This is a genomic window from Pseudomonas migulae (assembly GCF_024169315.1).
Taxonomy (GTDB): domain Bacteria; phylum Pseudomonadota; class Gammaproteobacteria; order Pseudomonadales; family Pseudomonadaceae; genus Aquipseudomonas; species Aquipseudomonas migulae_B.
The window spans coordinates 4357119-4372005 of sequence record NZ_JALJWR010000001.1 but is presented as its reverse complement, the minus strand read 5'-3'; the positions used below and the strand labels follow the sequence as shown (position 1 = coordinate 4372005).

The window sequence follows — 14887 nt, the reverse complement described above, 5'->3', positions numbered from 1 at the left end:
GCGTTCTGTCTGAATGAACCCGGTGCCTGGACGTCCTTCGCGAGCAAGCTTCGCTCCTACAGATAGAGGTCTGCATGCGACAAATACGCACAGGCACTCAAGACTTTAGTCGTATGACCGATAAGTCACTCATACGTCAGTCCCAGCGCCGCACGGCTGCGCTCTTTTTGGTAAACACCATGTCCCTTCGTAATATGAATATCGCGCCGCGGGCGTTCCTCGGCTTCGCTCTGATTGGCGGTTTGATGCTGGTTCTGGGGGTATTTGCCTTGAACCAGATGAGCAAGATTCGCGGTGCCGCCGAGGAGATCACCTTGAGCAGCGTGCCGAGTATCAAAAGCCTCGACGAGTTCACTCAACTCACCTTGCGCCTGCGGGTTTTGTCTTACCGTTTGCTGGTGAACCGCGAACCCGACGTTCAGCAGAAAACCGTTGACCTGCTGGACACGCGCAATCAACAGATTCGCACGGCTCAGGCGACCTACGAAAAGCTGATCGCCAGCCCGCAGGAACGAGCAGCCTACGATCAATACGTGCAGTTGCTGGGGCAGTACCGCCAGATCGAAGACCGGATGAAGACCCTGTCGCGCAATAACCAGGTCGATGAACTGCGCACCTTGCTCAACACCGATCTGCTGACCAACTCCGAAGCGGTCAACGCGGTGCTCAATCGCTTGCTGGAGATCAACACCCAGCAGACCCTCGACACCAATCAGCGCGCCGCCGATCAATATTCCTCGGCCTTCAACCTGGTGATCACCCTGCTGGTCATCGCCACCGGCCTGACCGTGCTGTTTGCCTGGTTGCTGACCAACAGCATCACCAGGCCGATCGCTAACGCCTTGAGCGCCGCCGAGGAAATCGCTGAAGGCAACCTGACCCGCCCGATCACCGTTGATGGCGAAGACGAAGCCGGTCGCTTGCTGCTGGCCATGTCGAAGATGCAGGACAAGCTGCGTGACACCCTGCAGCGGATTTCCGGCTCGGCCACGCAACTGGCCTCCGCCGCCGAAGAGCTCAACAGTGTCACCGACGAAAGCGCCCGTGGCCTGACCCAACAGAACAACGAAATCGAGCAGGCCGCCACCGCCGTCAACGAAATGACCAGCGCCGTGGAAGAAGTAGCGCGCAACGCGGTGAGCACGTCCGAAGCGTCGAAAAACGCCACCACATCTGCGGGCGATGGCCGTGATCTGGTTCAGGAAACCGTCAGCGCCATCGAACGCATGAGCGCCGATGTGCAGAGCACTGCCACGTTGATTGGCGATCTGGCGAATGAATCCCGAGATATCGGCAAGGTGCTGGATGTGATCCGTGGCCTGGCAGACCAGACCAACCTGTTGGCGTTGAACGCAGCGATCGAAGCCGCTCGTGCGGGTGAAGCCGGGCGTGGTTTTGCGGTGGTGGCGGATGAGGTTCGCGCCCTGGCGCATCGCACCCAGCAATCGACCAGTGAAATCGAACGCATGATCGGCAGCATTCAGAGCGGCACCGAACACGCCGTGGATTCGATGCGCAACAGCACCGAGCGTGCCGAGTCGACGCTGAACATCGCTCGCGGTGCGGGGATGTCGCTGGACACCATCAACAGCGCCATCGTCGAAATCAACGAACGCAACCTGGTCATCGCCAGCGCTGCCGAAGAGCAGGCGCAAGTGGCGCGGGAAGTGGATCGCAACCTGGTTAACATTCGTGATTTGTCGGTGCAATCGGCGACCGGGGCCAATCAGACGAGCGCGGCGAGCAATGAGTTGTCGCGGTTGGCGCTGGACCTGAACAACATGGTTGGGCGGTTCAGCCTCTAAAGAGCACCGCGAACTCTGTGGCGAGGGGATTTATCCCCGTTCGGCGGCGCAGCCGCCGTAAACCCATTGTTCCCGGTACACCTGATCAAACTCGTCTGAGGGTTTGGGGGTAGCTTCGCTACCCAACGGGGATAAATCCCCTCGCCACAATGATCGAGCTCAACCCGGCGACGTTGTCGTTGCTGCAAAACCTTTTTGACAGCATCACATTTCAACAGGTTAGAATCGCTGGCACGCAGACTGCATGGTCAGTTTGTGCCCGCCTTTCAGCTTTCTGGAGTACTGCCTTTGAATGCGACGACCATCAACAGCCTGTTCTTGATCGGCGCGTTGCTGGTAGGTGCGAGCATTCTGGTGAGCTCACTTTCGTCCCGCCTCGGCATCCCGATTCTGGTGATTATCCTGGCCGTGGGCATGGCGGCCGGCGTCGATGGCGGCGGCATTATTTTCGATAACTACCCAACGGCCTATCTGGTCGGCAACCTCGCGTTGGCGGTGATCCTGCTCGACGGTGGTTTGCGAACCCGGGTGTCGAGTTTCCGCGTGGCGTTATGGCCGGCGTTGTCGCTGGCCACGGTCGGGGTGCTGATCACCACCGGACTGACCGGCATGGCCGCGGCATGGCTGTTCAATTTGAACCTGATCCAGGGCTTGCTGATCGGCGCCATCGTCGGTTCCACGGATGCCGCGGCGGTGTTCTCGCTGCTCGGCGGCAAGGGCCTGAACGAACGGGTCACCGCCAGCCTCGAGATCGAATCCGGCAGCAACGACCCGATGGCGGTGTTCCTCACCGTCACCCTGATCGACATGCTCGCCAGCGGCGAGACCGGTCTGCACTGGAACCTGCTGGGGCATCTGGTGCGCGAGTTCGGCATCGGCGGCGTGATCGGCCTGGGTGGCGGCTGGCTGATGCTGCAACTGGTCAATCGCATCAACCTGGCCACCGGCCTCTATCCGATCCTGGTGATTGCCGGCGGTCTGGTGGTGTTCGCCCTGACCAACGCCCTGCACGGCAGTGGCTTCCTTGCGGTTTACCTGTGCGGCCTGGTGATCGGCAACCGTCCGGTGCGCAGCCGCCACGGCATCCTGCACATGCTCGACGGCATGGCCTGGCTGGCGCAGATCGGCATGTTCCTGGTGCTGGGCCTGCTGGTGACGCCACACGACTTGCTGCCGATCGCCCTGCCCGCGCTGGGCCTGGCGTTGTGGATGATTCTGTTTGCGCGGCCGCTGTCGGTGATGGTTGGCCTGCTGCCGTTCAAGGCTTTCCATGGCCGCGAAAAAGCCTTTATTTCCTGGGTTGGCCTGCGCGGCGCGGTCCCGATCATTCTGGCGGTGTTCCCGCTGATGGCGGGGCTGCCCAACGCCCAGCTGTATTTCAATCTCGCGTTCTTTATCGTGCTGGTCTCGCTGCTGGTGCAGGGCACAAGCCTGCCGTGGGTGGCGAAGCTGTTGAAGGTGACCGTTCCGCCGGAGCCAGCACCGATCTCCCGCGCCGCGCTGGAAGTGCATGTCACCAGCGAGTGGGAGCTGTTCGTTTATCGCCTCGGCGCTGAAAAATGGTGCATCGGTTCGCCCCTGCGCGAACTGAAAATGCCCGAAGGCACGCGCATCGCGGCACTGTTTCGGGGCCAGCAACTGCTCCATCCGTCGGGTAGTACGGTACTCGAAGTCGATGATTTGCTGTGTGTTATCGGCCATGAACACAACCTGCCGGCCCTCGGAAAACTGTTCAGCCAGGCACCGCAACGGGGTCTGGATTTGCGCTTCTTCGGCGACTTCGTACTCGAAGGAGATGCCCAGCTGGCTGCGGTTGCTGCCCTGTACGGGTTGAAAGTCGAAGGCATCGATCCGGACATGACCCTGGCCCGCTTCATTGCCCACAAAGTGGGCGGTGCACCGGTCGTGGGTGACCAGGTGGAATGGAACAACACGATCTGGACCGTTGCGGTCATGGAAGGGAACAAGATCGGCAAAGTGGGCGTCAGATTCCCCGAAGGAAGTCGCCCGGGTCCGGGACTCTTCCTCTAAACTCCACACTTCGTCTCGTTTTCGATCGGTCTCTATGTCAACCCTGCGCACCTTTTTCATCATGGCCCTGCTGGGCTTGAGTCTTTCTGTCGGTACGTTGCAAGCGGCCGAACCGCCGTCCAGCGAAGCCGTGCAGGCCAACCTGGACAAGATCGCCGAGCGCAAACTGCCGGAAGCCGATCAAAAGGCCCTGCAGACCCTCCTGCAGAACACGCTGACCCAGCTCGACAATAAGCGTGACTACGAACAGAAACTGACCAGTCTCAAGCAGCAACTCGCCACCGCGCCGAAGCAGAACATCGAGAACCAGCGCGAGCTGACTCGCCTCAAGGCCACCAACGTGACACCGGTGGCGCAACGCTATAGCAAAGAGTCCATTCAGCAGCTGGAACAGATGCTCACCGAGCGTTCGACCCAGCAAAGCGACATGCAAAAAGCCCTCGCCGAAGCGAACAGCCTGGTCATTACCGCCCAGACCCGGCCCGAGCGCGCCCAGGCAGAAATCTCCACCAGCCAGACGCGCATCCAGCAGATCAACAACATCCTCAAGGCCGGCAAGGACAACGGCAAGACCCTGAGCGGCGAACAGCGTGACCTGCTCAATGCCGAGCTGGCAGCCCTGAACGCACTGATCCCGCTGCGCCGCCAGGAACTGGCCGGCAACAGCCAGTTGCAGGACCTGGGCAACAGCCAGCATGACTTGCTGACGGAAAAAACCGATCGCCTGGACCGGGAAATCCAGGAGCTGCAAACCCTGATCAACCAGAAGCGCCTGGCCCAATCTCAGGAAACCGTGACACAGCAGTCCATCGAAGCGCAGAAGTCCGGCAGCAGCGCCCTGCTCGCCACCGAAAGCGCGGCCAACCTGAAGCTGTCCGACTACCTGCTCAAAAGCACTGACCGCTTGAATGTCGTCACCCAGCAGAACCTGCAAACCAAACAGCAGCTGGACAACGTGACCCAGAGCGATTCGGCCCTGGACGAGCAAATCAACGTGCTCAAGGGCAGCCTGCTACTGTCGAAGATTCTCTACAAACAGAAACAGGGCCTGCCGCGCCTCAAGCTTGACCGTGACCTGGCCGACCAGATCGCCGACATCCGCCTCTATCAATTCGAAGTCAGCCAGCAGCGGGAATTGCTCAGCAACCCGGCGGCCTACGTCGACAACCTGCTCTCGACCCAGCCTCCCGAGCAAGTCACCCCGCAATTGCGCAAAAGCCTGCTGGAGCTGGCCACGACCCGCGCCGACCTGCTGGAGCGACTGAACCGCGAACTCAGCGCGGTGCTTAACGAATCGATCACGCTGCAACTCAATCAGAAACAGCTGCTCAGCACCGCGCAAAGCCTGCGGGCGACCCTCGACGAGCAGATGTTCTGGATTCCGAGCAACAAGCCCCTCGATCTGGAATGGATGCGCGGCGTGCCGGAGCGTCTGCAACGCCAGGTGGCGACCCTGCCGCTGGCGTCGAGCGTGAGCGAATTGATTGACGGCCTGACTCAACGGCCGCTGCTGTTTCTACCGTTGGTGCTGCTAATCGGCGCCCTGCTGTGGCGCCGCAAAAGCCTGTATGCCCGACTGAACAAGGTTCACCAGGACATCGGCCACTTCAAGCGTGACAGCCAGTTGCACACACCGCAGGCGATTCTGATCAATATTCTGTTGGCCATGCCGGTTGCGCTGGGCCTGGCCCTGTGCGGCCTGGCCTTGCAGATCGACGCTCGCGGACAGAACGCCAACATGGGCTCGGCCCTGTTGCAAATGGCTCAGGCCTGGCTGGTGTTCTACACCGCTTACCGGATCCTCGCGCCGGGCGGCGTGGCCGAACTGCATTTCCGCTGGGAAAAACCCCAGGTCGAATTCCTCCAGGGCTGGGTCCGTCGATTGGGTCTGGTAGTGATGGCGCTGGTCGCCGTGGTGGCGGTTGCCGAGCTGCAACCGGCGGCCCTGGCCGATGATGTGCTCGGCATGCCAGTGGTACTGACCTGCTACGCGCTGATGGCCTGGTTGCTCAGCCGCCTGCTGATCAGCAGCCCGACGCACCAGAATGCCTCACTGTTCCGCAAGGCGGTGGGCATCATGTTCACCGCGTTGCCGATCGCGTTGTTCGTCGCCGTGTGCTTTGGCTATTACTACACCGCGCTGAAACTCAGCGACCGCTTGATCAACACCCTTTACCTGCTGATGTTCTGGCTGGTGATCGAAGCTACCTTCGTCCGAGGCCTCAGTGTCGCCGCGCGGCGTCTGGCCTATCAGCGAGCGCTGGCCAAGCGTCAGGCGGCCAAAGAGGCCGGCGACGGCGAAGCCGTGATCGAAGAACCGACGCTGGACATCGAAAAGGTCAACGAACAGTCCCTGCGCCTGATTCGGCTGGCGCTGCTGGGCGGGTTCATGGCGGCGTTGTACTGGGTCTGGTCGGACCTGATCTCGGTGTTCTCGTACCTGGACAACATCACCCTCTACGAATACACCAGCGGCACCGGCGCCAACATGAGCATGGTGCCGATCAGCATCGGCGACATGCTCGGCGCGCTGATCATTATCGGCATCACCTTCGCCCTCGCGCGCAACTTGCCGGGGTTGCTGGAAGTCCTGGTGTTGTCGAAGCTGAACCTGGCCCAGGGCAGTGCCTATGCCACCACGACGTTGCTGTCCTACGTGATCGCCGGCATCGGTTTCGTCTCGACCCTGTCGACGCTCGGCGTGAGCTGGGACAAGTTGCAATGGCTGGTGGCGGCGCTCTCGGTGGGTCTCGGTTTCGGGATGCAGGAGATCTTCGCGAACTTCATCTCCGGCATCATGATCCTGTTCGAACGCCCGGTGCGGATCGGCGACACCATCACCATCGGCAACCTGTCGGGCACGGTCAGCAAGATTCGCATCCGCGCCACGACCATCACCGACTTCGACCGCAAGGACATCATTGTCCCGAACAAGACGTTCATCACCGGGCAACTGATCAACTGGTCCCTGACCGACACCATCACCCGGGTGACCCTGAAGCTCGGCGTCGATTACGGCTCGGACCTGGACCTGGTGAAAGAACTGCTGTTGAAGGCTGCCCGGGACAATCCGCGCGTCCTGAAAGACCCTGAACCCCACGTGTACTTCCTGAACTTCGGCGAAAGTACTCTCGACCACGAGCTACGCATGCATGTGCGCGACCTCGGCGACCGTAACCCGGTGCTCGATGAGGTCAACCGCTTCATCAACCGCGAGTTCAAGAAGCAGCACATCAACATCTCGTTCCGGCAGATGGAGGTTTACCTGAAGAACCTTCACGGCCAGGAATACAAAATGGTGCCGATCGAACCGGAAAACAAAACCATCGTGCCGCTGGCCGATGGCAAACCGCTGCAAGAGCCGCCGGCCGCCAAGCTCGACTAACCGCCCAGTCCCTAGCAGAATGCTCGGACATTCTGCTGGAGATGGCCGGTGAAAGCCCTCGACGAACTGACCTTCGATAATCGCTTCGATCGCTTGGGCGATACGTTTTCCGCCCACGTACTGCCCGAGCCCATCGACAACCCGCGCCTGGTGGTGGCCAGCCCCGCCGCCATGGCGTTGCTCGATCTCGACCCGGCCGTGGCCGAAACCCCGGAATTCGCCGAGCTGTTCAGCGGCCACAAGCTCTGGGCGGATGCGGTGCCTCGGGCGATGGTCTATTCCGGGCATCAGTTCGGTTCCTACAACCCGCAGTTGGGCGATGGGCGCGGCCTGTTGCTGGGCGAGGTCTACAACGAGGCCGGCGAGCACTGGGACCTGCACCTCAAAGGCGCCGGCCAGACGCCTTTCTCGCGCATGGGCGATGGACGTGCGGTGCTGCGATCGTCAATCCGCGAGTTTCTCGCCTCCGAAGCGTTGCATGCGCTGAACATCCCGACCACTCGCGCGCTGTGCGTGATCGGCTCCGACACGCCGGTGTGGCGCGAAAAGCAAGAGCGCGCCGCCATGGTCCTGCGCCTGGCGCCGAGCCACGTGCGCTTCGGGCATTTCGAATATTTCTACTACACCAAACGCCCCGAGAAGCAGAAAGAACTCGGCGAACATGTACTGGCCATGCACTTCCCCGAATGCCTCGAACAGCCCGAGCCCTATCTGGCGATGTTCCGCGAAATCGTCGAGCGCAACGCCGAGCTCATCGCCAAATGGCAGGCCTATGGTTTCTGCCACGGCGTGATGAACACCGACAACATGTCGATCCTCGGCATCACCTTCGATTTCGGCCCGTTCGCGTTCCTCGACGATTTCGACGCCAATTTCATCTGCAACCACTCCGATGACCAGGGCCGTTATTCCTTCAGCAACCAGGTGCCGATCGGCCAGTGGAACCTCAGCGCTTTGGCGCAGGCCCTGACGCCGTTCATCAGCGTCGAGGCCCTGCGCGAAACCCTGGGTCTGTACCTGCCGCTGTTCCAGGCTCATTACCTGGACCTGATGCGCCGTCGCCTCGGCTTCACCACCGCCGAAGACGACGACCAGAAACTGCTGGAGCAACTGCTGCAATTGATGCAGAACAGCGGCGTCGACTACACCCTGTTCTTCCGCCGCCTGGGCGATGAATCACCGGAACCGGCCGTTGCCCGATTGCGCGACGACTTCGTCGACATCAAGGGCTTCGATGCCTGGGCAGAGCGCTATATCGCCCGTGTTGCTCGCGAAGGTGAAGTTGATCAGGAACAGCGCCGCCAACGGATGCACGCGGTCAATCCGCTGTACATCCTGCGCAACTACCTTGCGCAAAAAGCCATCGATGCGGCGGAAAGCGGTGACTACTCAGAGGTTCGCCGGCTGCACGCGGTGCTGAGCAAGCCATTCGAGGAGCAGCCGGGGATGGAGAGTTACGCCGAACGGCCGCCGGAGTGGGGCAAGCATTTGGAGATCAGTTGTTCGTCTTGATTGGCCTGCGGGTTTCACCTTGATAACTACCGACTTTGACTCCAGATCAGTGTCATGGATTGCCCATTTATTCAGAGCCCGATTATGACCGACCCACTCCTGATCCCCTGCCCCCACTGCAACGGCCTCAACCGCATCCCCGCCGAGCGCCTCAGCGACCAGCCGAAATGCGGTCGCTGCAAAGCTGAGGTCCTGCTGAGCAAACCGTTCGAGCTGAAACAAGGTGATTACGCCAGTCAGATCAAGGGTGATCTGCCGTTGCTGGTGGATGTGTGGGCGGACTGGTGCGGGCCGTGCAAGTCGTTTGCGCCGGTGTTCGAGCAGGCGGCGGGACAACTGGCGGGCAAGTGCCGGCTGGCCAAGCTGGACAGCGAGGCCAACCAGCAGTTGTCGGCGCAGTTGGGGATTCGCTCGATTCCGAGCCTGATTCTGTTCAAGAACGGCCGGGAAGTGGCGCGCCAGAGCGGGGCCTTTCCGTTGCCGCAGTTGATGAGCTGGTTGCGAAGCCACGGGATTTGAAGTCACCGCGGATCAAATGTGGGAGCGGGCTTGCCCGCGAAAGCGGTTTGTCAGTCGACATTAATTTTGACTGACACTCCGCTTTCGCGAGCAAGCCCGCTCCCACAGGGGTTCGGTGTTGTTTGCGGGAATCAGGCGCTTTCGAGCAGGTTATGCAACTCGACGAACTGCTGGGTCAATTTGTGCCGTGGATCAAGGTGGATCAACGGTGTGTTGGCCTGATGCGATTCGCGCATGCGCACCGAACTGCCCAGATACACCGGCAACACCGGCAGACCTTCGGCAATCAACTCATCGAGGATTTGCTGCGGCAGGCTGGCGCGGGCCTGGAACTGGTTGACGACAATGCCTTCGACTTCCAGCCCTTCATTGTGGTCATCCTTCAGCTCTTCGATTTCCGCCAACAGGCCGTACAGCGCCTGACGCGAGAAGCTGTCGCAGTCGAAGGGAATCAGCACCCGATCAGCGGCAATCAACGCTGAAACCGCATAAAAGTTCAGCGCCGGCGGGGTATCGAGGTAAATCCGGTCGTAGTCGCCGTCCAACTCCTCGAGCAGTTTGCGCAGCTTGTTGATCTTGTGTTTCGCCTCGAGCTTGGGCTGCAAGTCGGCCAGCTCGGCGGTAGCGGTGATGACGTGGAGGTTTTCGAACGGGGTTTCGTAGATATCGACCTGGTTTTTCTTCGAGAACGGCCCAGAAGACAGTGTCTGCTTGAAGAAGTCGGCAATACCCATCGGAATGTCATTACCGGTGAGCCCGGTGAGGTACTGGGTCGAATTGGCCTGAGCGTCGAGATCCACCAGAAGGGTCCGATAGCCCTCGCTGGCACTGACCGCCGCCAGATTGCAGGCAATGCTGGATTTGCCTACGCCGCCTTTCTGATTGAATACCACGCGCCGCATGTCAAAACCTCCGTGTATCAAAGAATGACCGAGTGTAGTAGTCCACGGCGTCGCTTAGCTACCTCGCCGGCACAAGGACTACACAGTCAGGTGCAAACGCTCACTGAAAAAGCCGCCATCTCGCCCAGAAAAAGGCGCCCCGAGCCGACAGACATACGAGACTCGATGTGGATAATGGCCAAACGACATATATTCACGGACCAATCGGTACATTTCGTTGTGCAAAATGTAACCAGCATTTGCTACACGCCCGCCGCACCGGGATAATGCGCGCCACTCGACGCTAAGCGTCACGTAAGGTGAGTCGCAGTTTTTGCGCCTCGTCGCGTCAAGAAAGCCCGCAGGGGCGGGATGAATGCCTGTGATCAACTTCAACATCGCCCAATGGCGCGCGTGGGCCCCTGGGCTCGAAAGCGTGGACGATTGGCAGGCCTGGAGCCGACAACCGGTCGCGCTGCCAAGCTGCGATGCCGCCCCCGACGTTTCGTTTCTGCCGGCCATGCAGCGGCGGCGGCTCAGCCGTCTTGCGCGGATGGCGTTCAGTGTCGGCTGGCCGTTGGCCGATGGTCGCCCTGACCTACCGTTGGTCTTTATTTCCCGTCACGGCGAAACCCCGCGCACCTTCGATATCCTCAGCGATCTGGCCGCCGATCAGCCTCTGTCGCCGACCCAGTTCAGCCTGTCTGTGCATAACGCGGTCATTGGCCTGTGGTCGATCATGCGCGGCGAAACCAGCGAAATGACCGCCCTGGCGGCGGCCGGCGATGGCCTTGAACACGGCATGCTAGAGGCAGCGGCGCTGCTTGCCGAAGGGGCGCCCGCGGTCCTGCTGGTGGTCACCGAAGAACAGCCACCCGAAGCCTATTCCGACTGGATCGATGACGTACCCTTCCCTTACGCCGTAGGTTTGTTGCTGACCCCCGGCAACGACTGGCAGCTGTCCCTGAACAGCACTTCGGATGCGTTGTCCAAAGCCCACTGGCCCCATGCCCTGAATCTCTTGCGTACCCTGCTCGGCCAGCACACCACCTGCCAACATGCCTGGAAAAATCGTGTATGGACCTGGCAACGCAATCTGTAAGCGAAAAAAACCGCGACGCCTATTACTGGCGTTTGCTGGCCACCGCCGCAAGCTTCACCCTCTTCGGACTGGGCGGGCTGTGCCTGCGCCTGGTCGTTTTCCCGGTACTGAGCTGCCTGCCCGGCAATGCGCAGACGCATCGCCTGCGGGCGCGGCAAACCGTCAGCCGCTGTTTCTGGTTTTTCGTGCGGTTCATGGCCCGCACCGGCGTGTTGACCTACGACATCGAAGGCGCGGAAAAGCTGGGTCGACCCGGGCAGATGATCATCGCCAATCACCCGTCGCTGATCGATGTGGTGTTCCTGATCGGCCTGGTGCGCCATTCCAACTGCGTGGTCAAAAGCAGCCTCTGGGAAAACCCGTTCACCCGTGGCCCGCTTCGCCGCACCGAATACATCAGCAATGACGGCAGCATGGACATGCTCGATGCCGCGGCGGACGCGCTGAAAAGCGGCCAGACCTTGATCATCTTTCCGGAGGGCACCCGCACCCAGCCTGGCCAGGCGCCCTCCTTTCATCGGGGTGCGGCGTCGATCGCACTGCGCGGTGCGAAGATCCTCACCCCGGTGATCATCAAGGTCAGCCCGACTACGTTGACCAAGGCCGAACCCTGGTATCGGATCCCCAAACGCCGCGTGCACTTCAGTTTCCGGGTCGGGGCCGATATAGATCCACAGGCCTTCGCCGCGCAGGGCCCTGCTCCTCAAGCCTCGCGCAAGCTCAATGATTACCTGCATCACTACTTTATTAAGGAGCTCGCCGAAGATGAGCGATCTACACCGTGAAATCAAAGAACTGATCATCGAAGCCCTGGGCCTCGAAGACATCAGTGCGCAAGACATCGGCGACGACCAGACGCTGTTCGGTGAAGGCCTGGGACTGGACTCCGTCGACGCCCTGGAGCTCGGCCTGGCGATCCAGAAAAAGTACGGCATCAAAATCGACGCCGATGCCAAGGACACCCGTAATCACTTCAGCAACGTGGCGAGCCTTGCGGCGTTCGTCACCGCAAAACAGGCAGCTTGAGACCGGACCATGCAAACTCGTGATGACATTTTCAACACCCTGCGCGATGCCTTGGTCGAACTCTTCGAGCTGGACCCCGAGCGTGTGAGCCTCGATTCCAACCTGTACCAGGACTTGGAAATCGACAGCATTGACGCGGTCGACCTGATCGACCACATCAAGCGCCAGACCGGCAAAAAAATCGCCGCTGAAGAATTCAAGACGGTGCGTACCGTCAGCGACGTCGTCGAGGCGGTCTACCGTCTGGTTCAACCCGCCGCATGAGCCGACTGATCGGCCTTGGCCTGCTGCTGGCGGGCCTGCTGTACCCCTTCGCGGTGTATTTCGGCATGGAACATTTTGCCCCGTGGCAGTTCGGCCTGCTGCTGGGCAGCCTGTGGCTGGCCCGGGCACTGACGGGTATACGCCGGCCAGGAAGCCTGTGGATGGCCAGCGTTGCCATCGTGTTTTGCCTGTTGCTGGCCCTGTTCGACAGCCCCGCCATGCTGCGCTGGTATCCGGTGCTGATCAGCGGCTTCATGCTGGTGCTGTTCGGGTTGAGCCTGAAATACGGCCCGCCGATGATCGAACGGCTGGCCCGCCTGCGTGAACCACGCTTGCCGGCCAAGGCGATTCGCTATACCCGCCAGGTCACCATTGCCTGGTGTGTGTTTTTTCTCTGCAACGGTTTGTGCGCCGCGGCCCTGACCCTCTGGGCGCCGCTGAGTTGGTGGATGTTGTACACCGGCCTGATCTCCTACGGATTGATCGGCCTGATGTTTGCCATTGAATGGCTTATACGACAACGGGTACGAGGCCACCCATGAATTGGATAAAACTTGAGCAATTGTTGCTCAAGGCTCAACCGGAACGCGCTGTGACGGCCGATCCGGTGCTGAATCACGCACAACTGTGCGAACAGGCCCTGAGCCTGGCCGCCGGCCTGCAAGCGCAGGGCGTGCAGTGCATTGCCGTGCACCTTGAAGACGCCGCCGACCTGGCAATTGCGCTGCTGGGCGCCTGGCGTGCCGAAGTCAGCGTGCTGCTGCCTGCCGACCTGCAACCGCAAACGCGCCAGCGCTGGTCGGGCGAAGTCGACCTGTGGCTGACGGATCAGGCCGACGACGCGCACCTGAGCGACTATCGCCACGCGCCGCTGGCGGCTGCCGCGCTGGACCTGGATCGCACCACGCTGAGCCTGTGCACCTCCGGTTCCAGCGGCGAGCCCAAGCGCATCGACAAAACCCTGCGCCAACTGGCCAACGAAGTTGAAGCACTGGAGCAACTCTGGGGCGCCGATCTGGCGGACGCCTGCATCATTGGCAGCGTCGCTACCCAGCACATCTACGGTCTGCTGTTTCGCGTGTTGTGGCCGCTGTGCGCCGGGCGCTCGTTCGGGCGCAAGCAACTGGCCTTTCCGGAAGATTTGCAGCGCGCCAGCCGCGAACACCCGGCCTTTGCCTGGGTTGCCAGCCCGGCGCTGCTCAAGCGCATGGGCGACAACCTTGACTGGCCGGCGCTGAGCGCGGTTCGCCGGGTGTTTTCCTCTGGCGGTGCATTGCCGGCCGAGGCGGCGCTAAGCCTGCAGCAACGGCTGCAACAGTGGCCGACGGAGATCCTCGGCAGTTCAGAAACCGGTGGCATTGCCTGGCGTCAGGGCAATGATCCTTGGCAAGCCTTTGCCGGCGTCGAATTGAGCCAGGACAGCGATGGCGCGCTGCTCATTGCATCGCCGTACTTACCGCCCGGCCACGTCGAACACACCGCGGATGCGGCGCTCATCGCCGCCGACGGCCGCTTCGAATTGCTCGGGCGGCTGGACCGGATCGTCAAACTGGAAGAAAAACGTATCTCGCTGCCCATGCTGGAACAGGCGCTGATGGCCCACGACTGGGTCTGCGAAGCACGCCTCGGCGTGGTCCAGGAAAATCGCGCTTCGCTGGGTGCGTTGCTGGTGCTGAGCGACTCGGGTTTGCATGCCTTGCGCAATCAGGGTCGACGCACCCTCACTCAGGAACTGCGCCAACACCTCAGCCAGCATTGTGAAGCCCTTGCACTGCCGCGACGCTGGCGCCTGTTGCGACAACTGCCGCTCAACACCCAAGGCAAACTGCCTCAGGCCGACGTGGAAGCCTTGCTGCTGGCGCCGCGCCCGAAAGCACCGGAAGTCCTTGAACAACTCGAAGCCGATGGCGAGTGGAGCCTGCAACTGGCAATTCCACCGGACCTCGCCTACTTCAGCGGCCACTTCCCCCAGGCGCCGGTTCTGCCCGGCGTAGTGCAGGTGGAATGGGCCCTGAACCTTGGCCAGCAATTGATGAACCTGCCGGAAAAATTCGCTGGCATGGAAGTGCTGAAATTCCAGCAGCTGGTGCGCCCCGGCGATGAAATCCAATTGCACCTGCGCTTCGATCCGGTGCGCAGCAAACTGTATTTCGCCTATCGCAACGAGACCGCCACCTGCTCCAGCGGGCGGATTTTGCTGGAGGCTACAGGCAATGCTTAACCTTGGTGAGTGCTGCGCACTCAATCGCGAGCAAGCCCGCTCCCACACTAGATCGCGCCCAGACGAACGATCTGTGCACGACACGAATCCAATGTGGGAGCGGGCTTGCTCGCGATGCAGGCGCCTCGGTCTTACGGACGA

12 protein-coding genes and 1 pseudogene are annotated in these 14887 nt (G+C 61.0%); 12 read left to right on the top strand and 1 reads right to left on the bottom strand.

Translation table 11 applies throughout. The features are described from left to right. Positions 1-74: 74 nt before the first annotated feature. The 6 genes and pseudogenes from J2Y86_RS30500 to trxC form a co-directional block, all read left to right on the top strand. Positions 75-950: pseudogene (locus J2Y86_RS30500) on the top strand (MCP four helix bundle domain-containing protein); the annotation flags it as partial. Next, positions 933-1805, top strand: coding sequence for a methyl-accepting chemotaxis protein (locus J2Y86_RS30495; RefSeq protein ID WP_371925560.1), 873 nt, complete (start codon positions 933-935; stop codon positions 1803-1805). The pseudogene J2Y86_RS30500 and the gene J2Y86_RS30495, both read left to right, overlap by 18 nt. Before the next feature lie 288 nt (positions 1806-2093). After that, positions 2094-3836 carry a potassium/proton antiporter gene (locus J2Y86_RS20140; protein WP_253435355.1) on the top strand — a complete coding sequence of 581 codons (1743 nt, stop codon included), beginning with the start codon at positions 2094-2096 and terminating at the stop codon, positions 3834-3836. A 34-nt stretch (positions 3837-3870) separates the two neighbouring features. Then, positions 3871-7221, top strand: a complete 3351-nt coding sequence (mscK, locus tag J2Y86_RS20135) for a mechanosensitive channel MscK (RefSeq protein WP_253435352.1) — start codon at positions 3871-3873, stop codon at positions 7219-7221. Positions 7222-7269: 48 nt separating this feature from the next. Continuing rightward, on the top strand, positions 7270-8733 hold the full coding sequence (gene selO, locus J2Y86_RS20130) for a protein adenylyltransferase SelO (protein WP_253435349.1): 1464 nt from the start codon (positions 7270-7272) through the stop codon (positions 8731-8733). Between the two features lie 84 nt (positions 8734-8817). After that, on the top strand, positions 8818-9252 hold the full coding sequence (trxC, locus tag J2Y86_RS20125) for a thioredoxin TrxC (protein WP_253435347.1): 435 nt from the start codon (positions 8818-8820) through the stop codon (positions 9250-9252). Positions 9253-9383: 131 nt separating this feature from the next. Here the strand turns inward: trxC and J2Y86_RS20120 are convergent, their stop codons facing one another. Continuing rightward, positions 9384-10154, bottom strand: coding sequence for a ParA family protein (locus tag J2Y86_RS20120; RefSeq protein ID WP_253435344.1), 771 nt, complete (start codon positions 10152-10154; stop codon positions 9384-9386). Positions 10155-10509: 355 nt separating this feature from the next. Between J2Y86_RS20120 and J2Y86_RS20115 the strand changes: the two genes are divergently transcribed. From J2Y86_RS20115 to J2Y86_RS20090, 6 genes are read left to right on the top strand one after another with little or no spacing between them, the layout of a single operon-like run. Further along, positions 10510-11235 (top strand): beta-ketoacyl synthase chain length factor, encoded by a 726-nt coding sequence (locus J2Y86_RS20115; protein ID WP_253435341.1) that lies wholly within the window; start codon positions 10510-10512, stop codon positions 11233-11235. Then, on the top strand, positions 11211-12020 hold the full coding sequence (locus J2Y86_RS20110; RefSeq protein ID WP_253435337.1) for a lysophospholipid acyltransferase family protein: 810 nt from the start codon (positions 11211-11213) through the stop codon (positions 12018-12020). The genes J2Y86_RS20115 and J2Y86_RS20110 overlap by 25 nt, the downstream gene beginning before the upstream one ends. Beyond that, positions 12001-12261 carry a phosphopantetheine-binding protein gene (locus J2Y86_RS20105; protein ID WP_134100976.1) on the top strand — a complete coding sequence of 87 codons (261 nt, stop codon included), beginning with the start codon at positions 12001-12003 and terminating at the stop codon, positions 12259-12261. Before J2Y86_RS20110 ends, J2Y86_RS20105 begins: the two co-directional genes overlap by 20 nt. A 9-nt stretch (positions 12262-12270) precedes the next feature. Further along, positions 12271-12525: an acyl carrier protein gene (locus tag J2Y86_RS20100; RefSeq protein ID WP_084320988.1), complete on the top strand. Its 255-nt coding sequence runs from the start codon at positions 12271-12273 to the stop codon at positions 12523-12525. Further along, positions 12522-13067 carry a hypothetical protein gene (locus J2Y86_RS20095; protein WP_253435334.1) on the top strand — a complete coding sequence of 182 codons (546 nt, stop codon included), beginning with the start codon at positions 12522-12524 and terminating at the stop codon, positions 13065-13067. Before J2Y86_RS20100 ends, J2Y86_RS20095 begins: the two co-directional genes overlap by 4 nt. Beyond that, complete coding sequence (locus J2Y86_RS20090; protein ID WP_253435330.1) at positions 13064-14746, top strand: acyl-CoA synthetase family protein; 1683 nt, start codon at positions 13064-13066, stop codon at positions 14744-14746. Before J2Y86_RS20095 ends, J2Y86_RS20090 begins: the two co-directional genes overlap by 4 nt. The last annotated feature ends 141 nt before the right edge of the window (positions 14747-14887 follow it).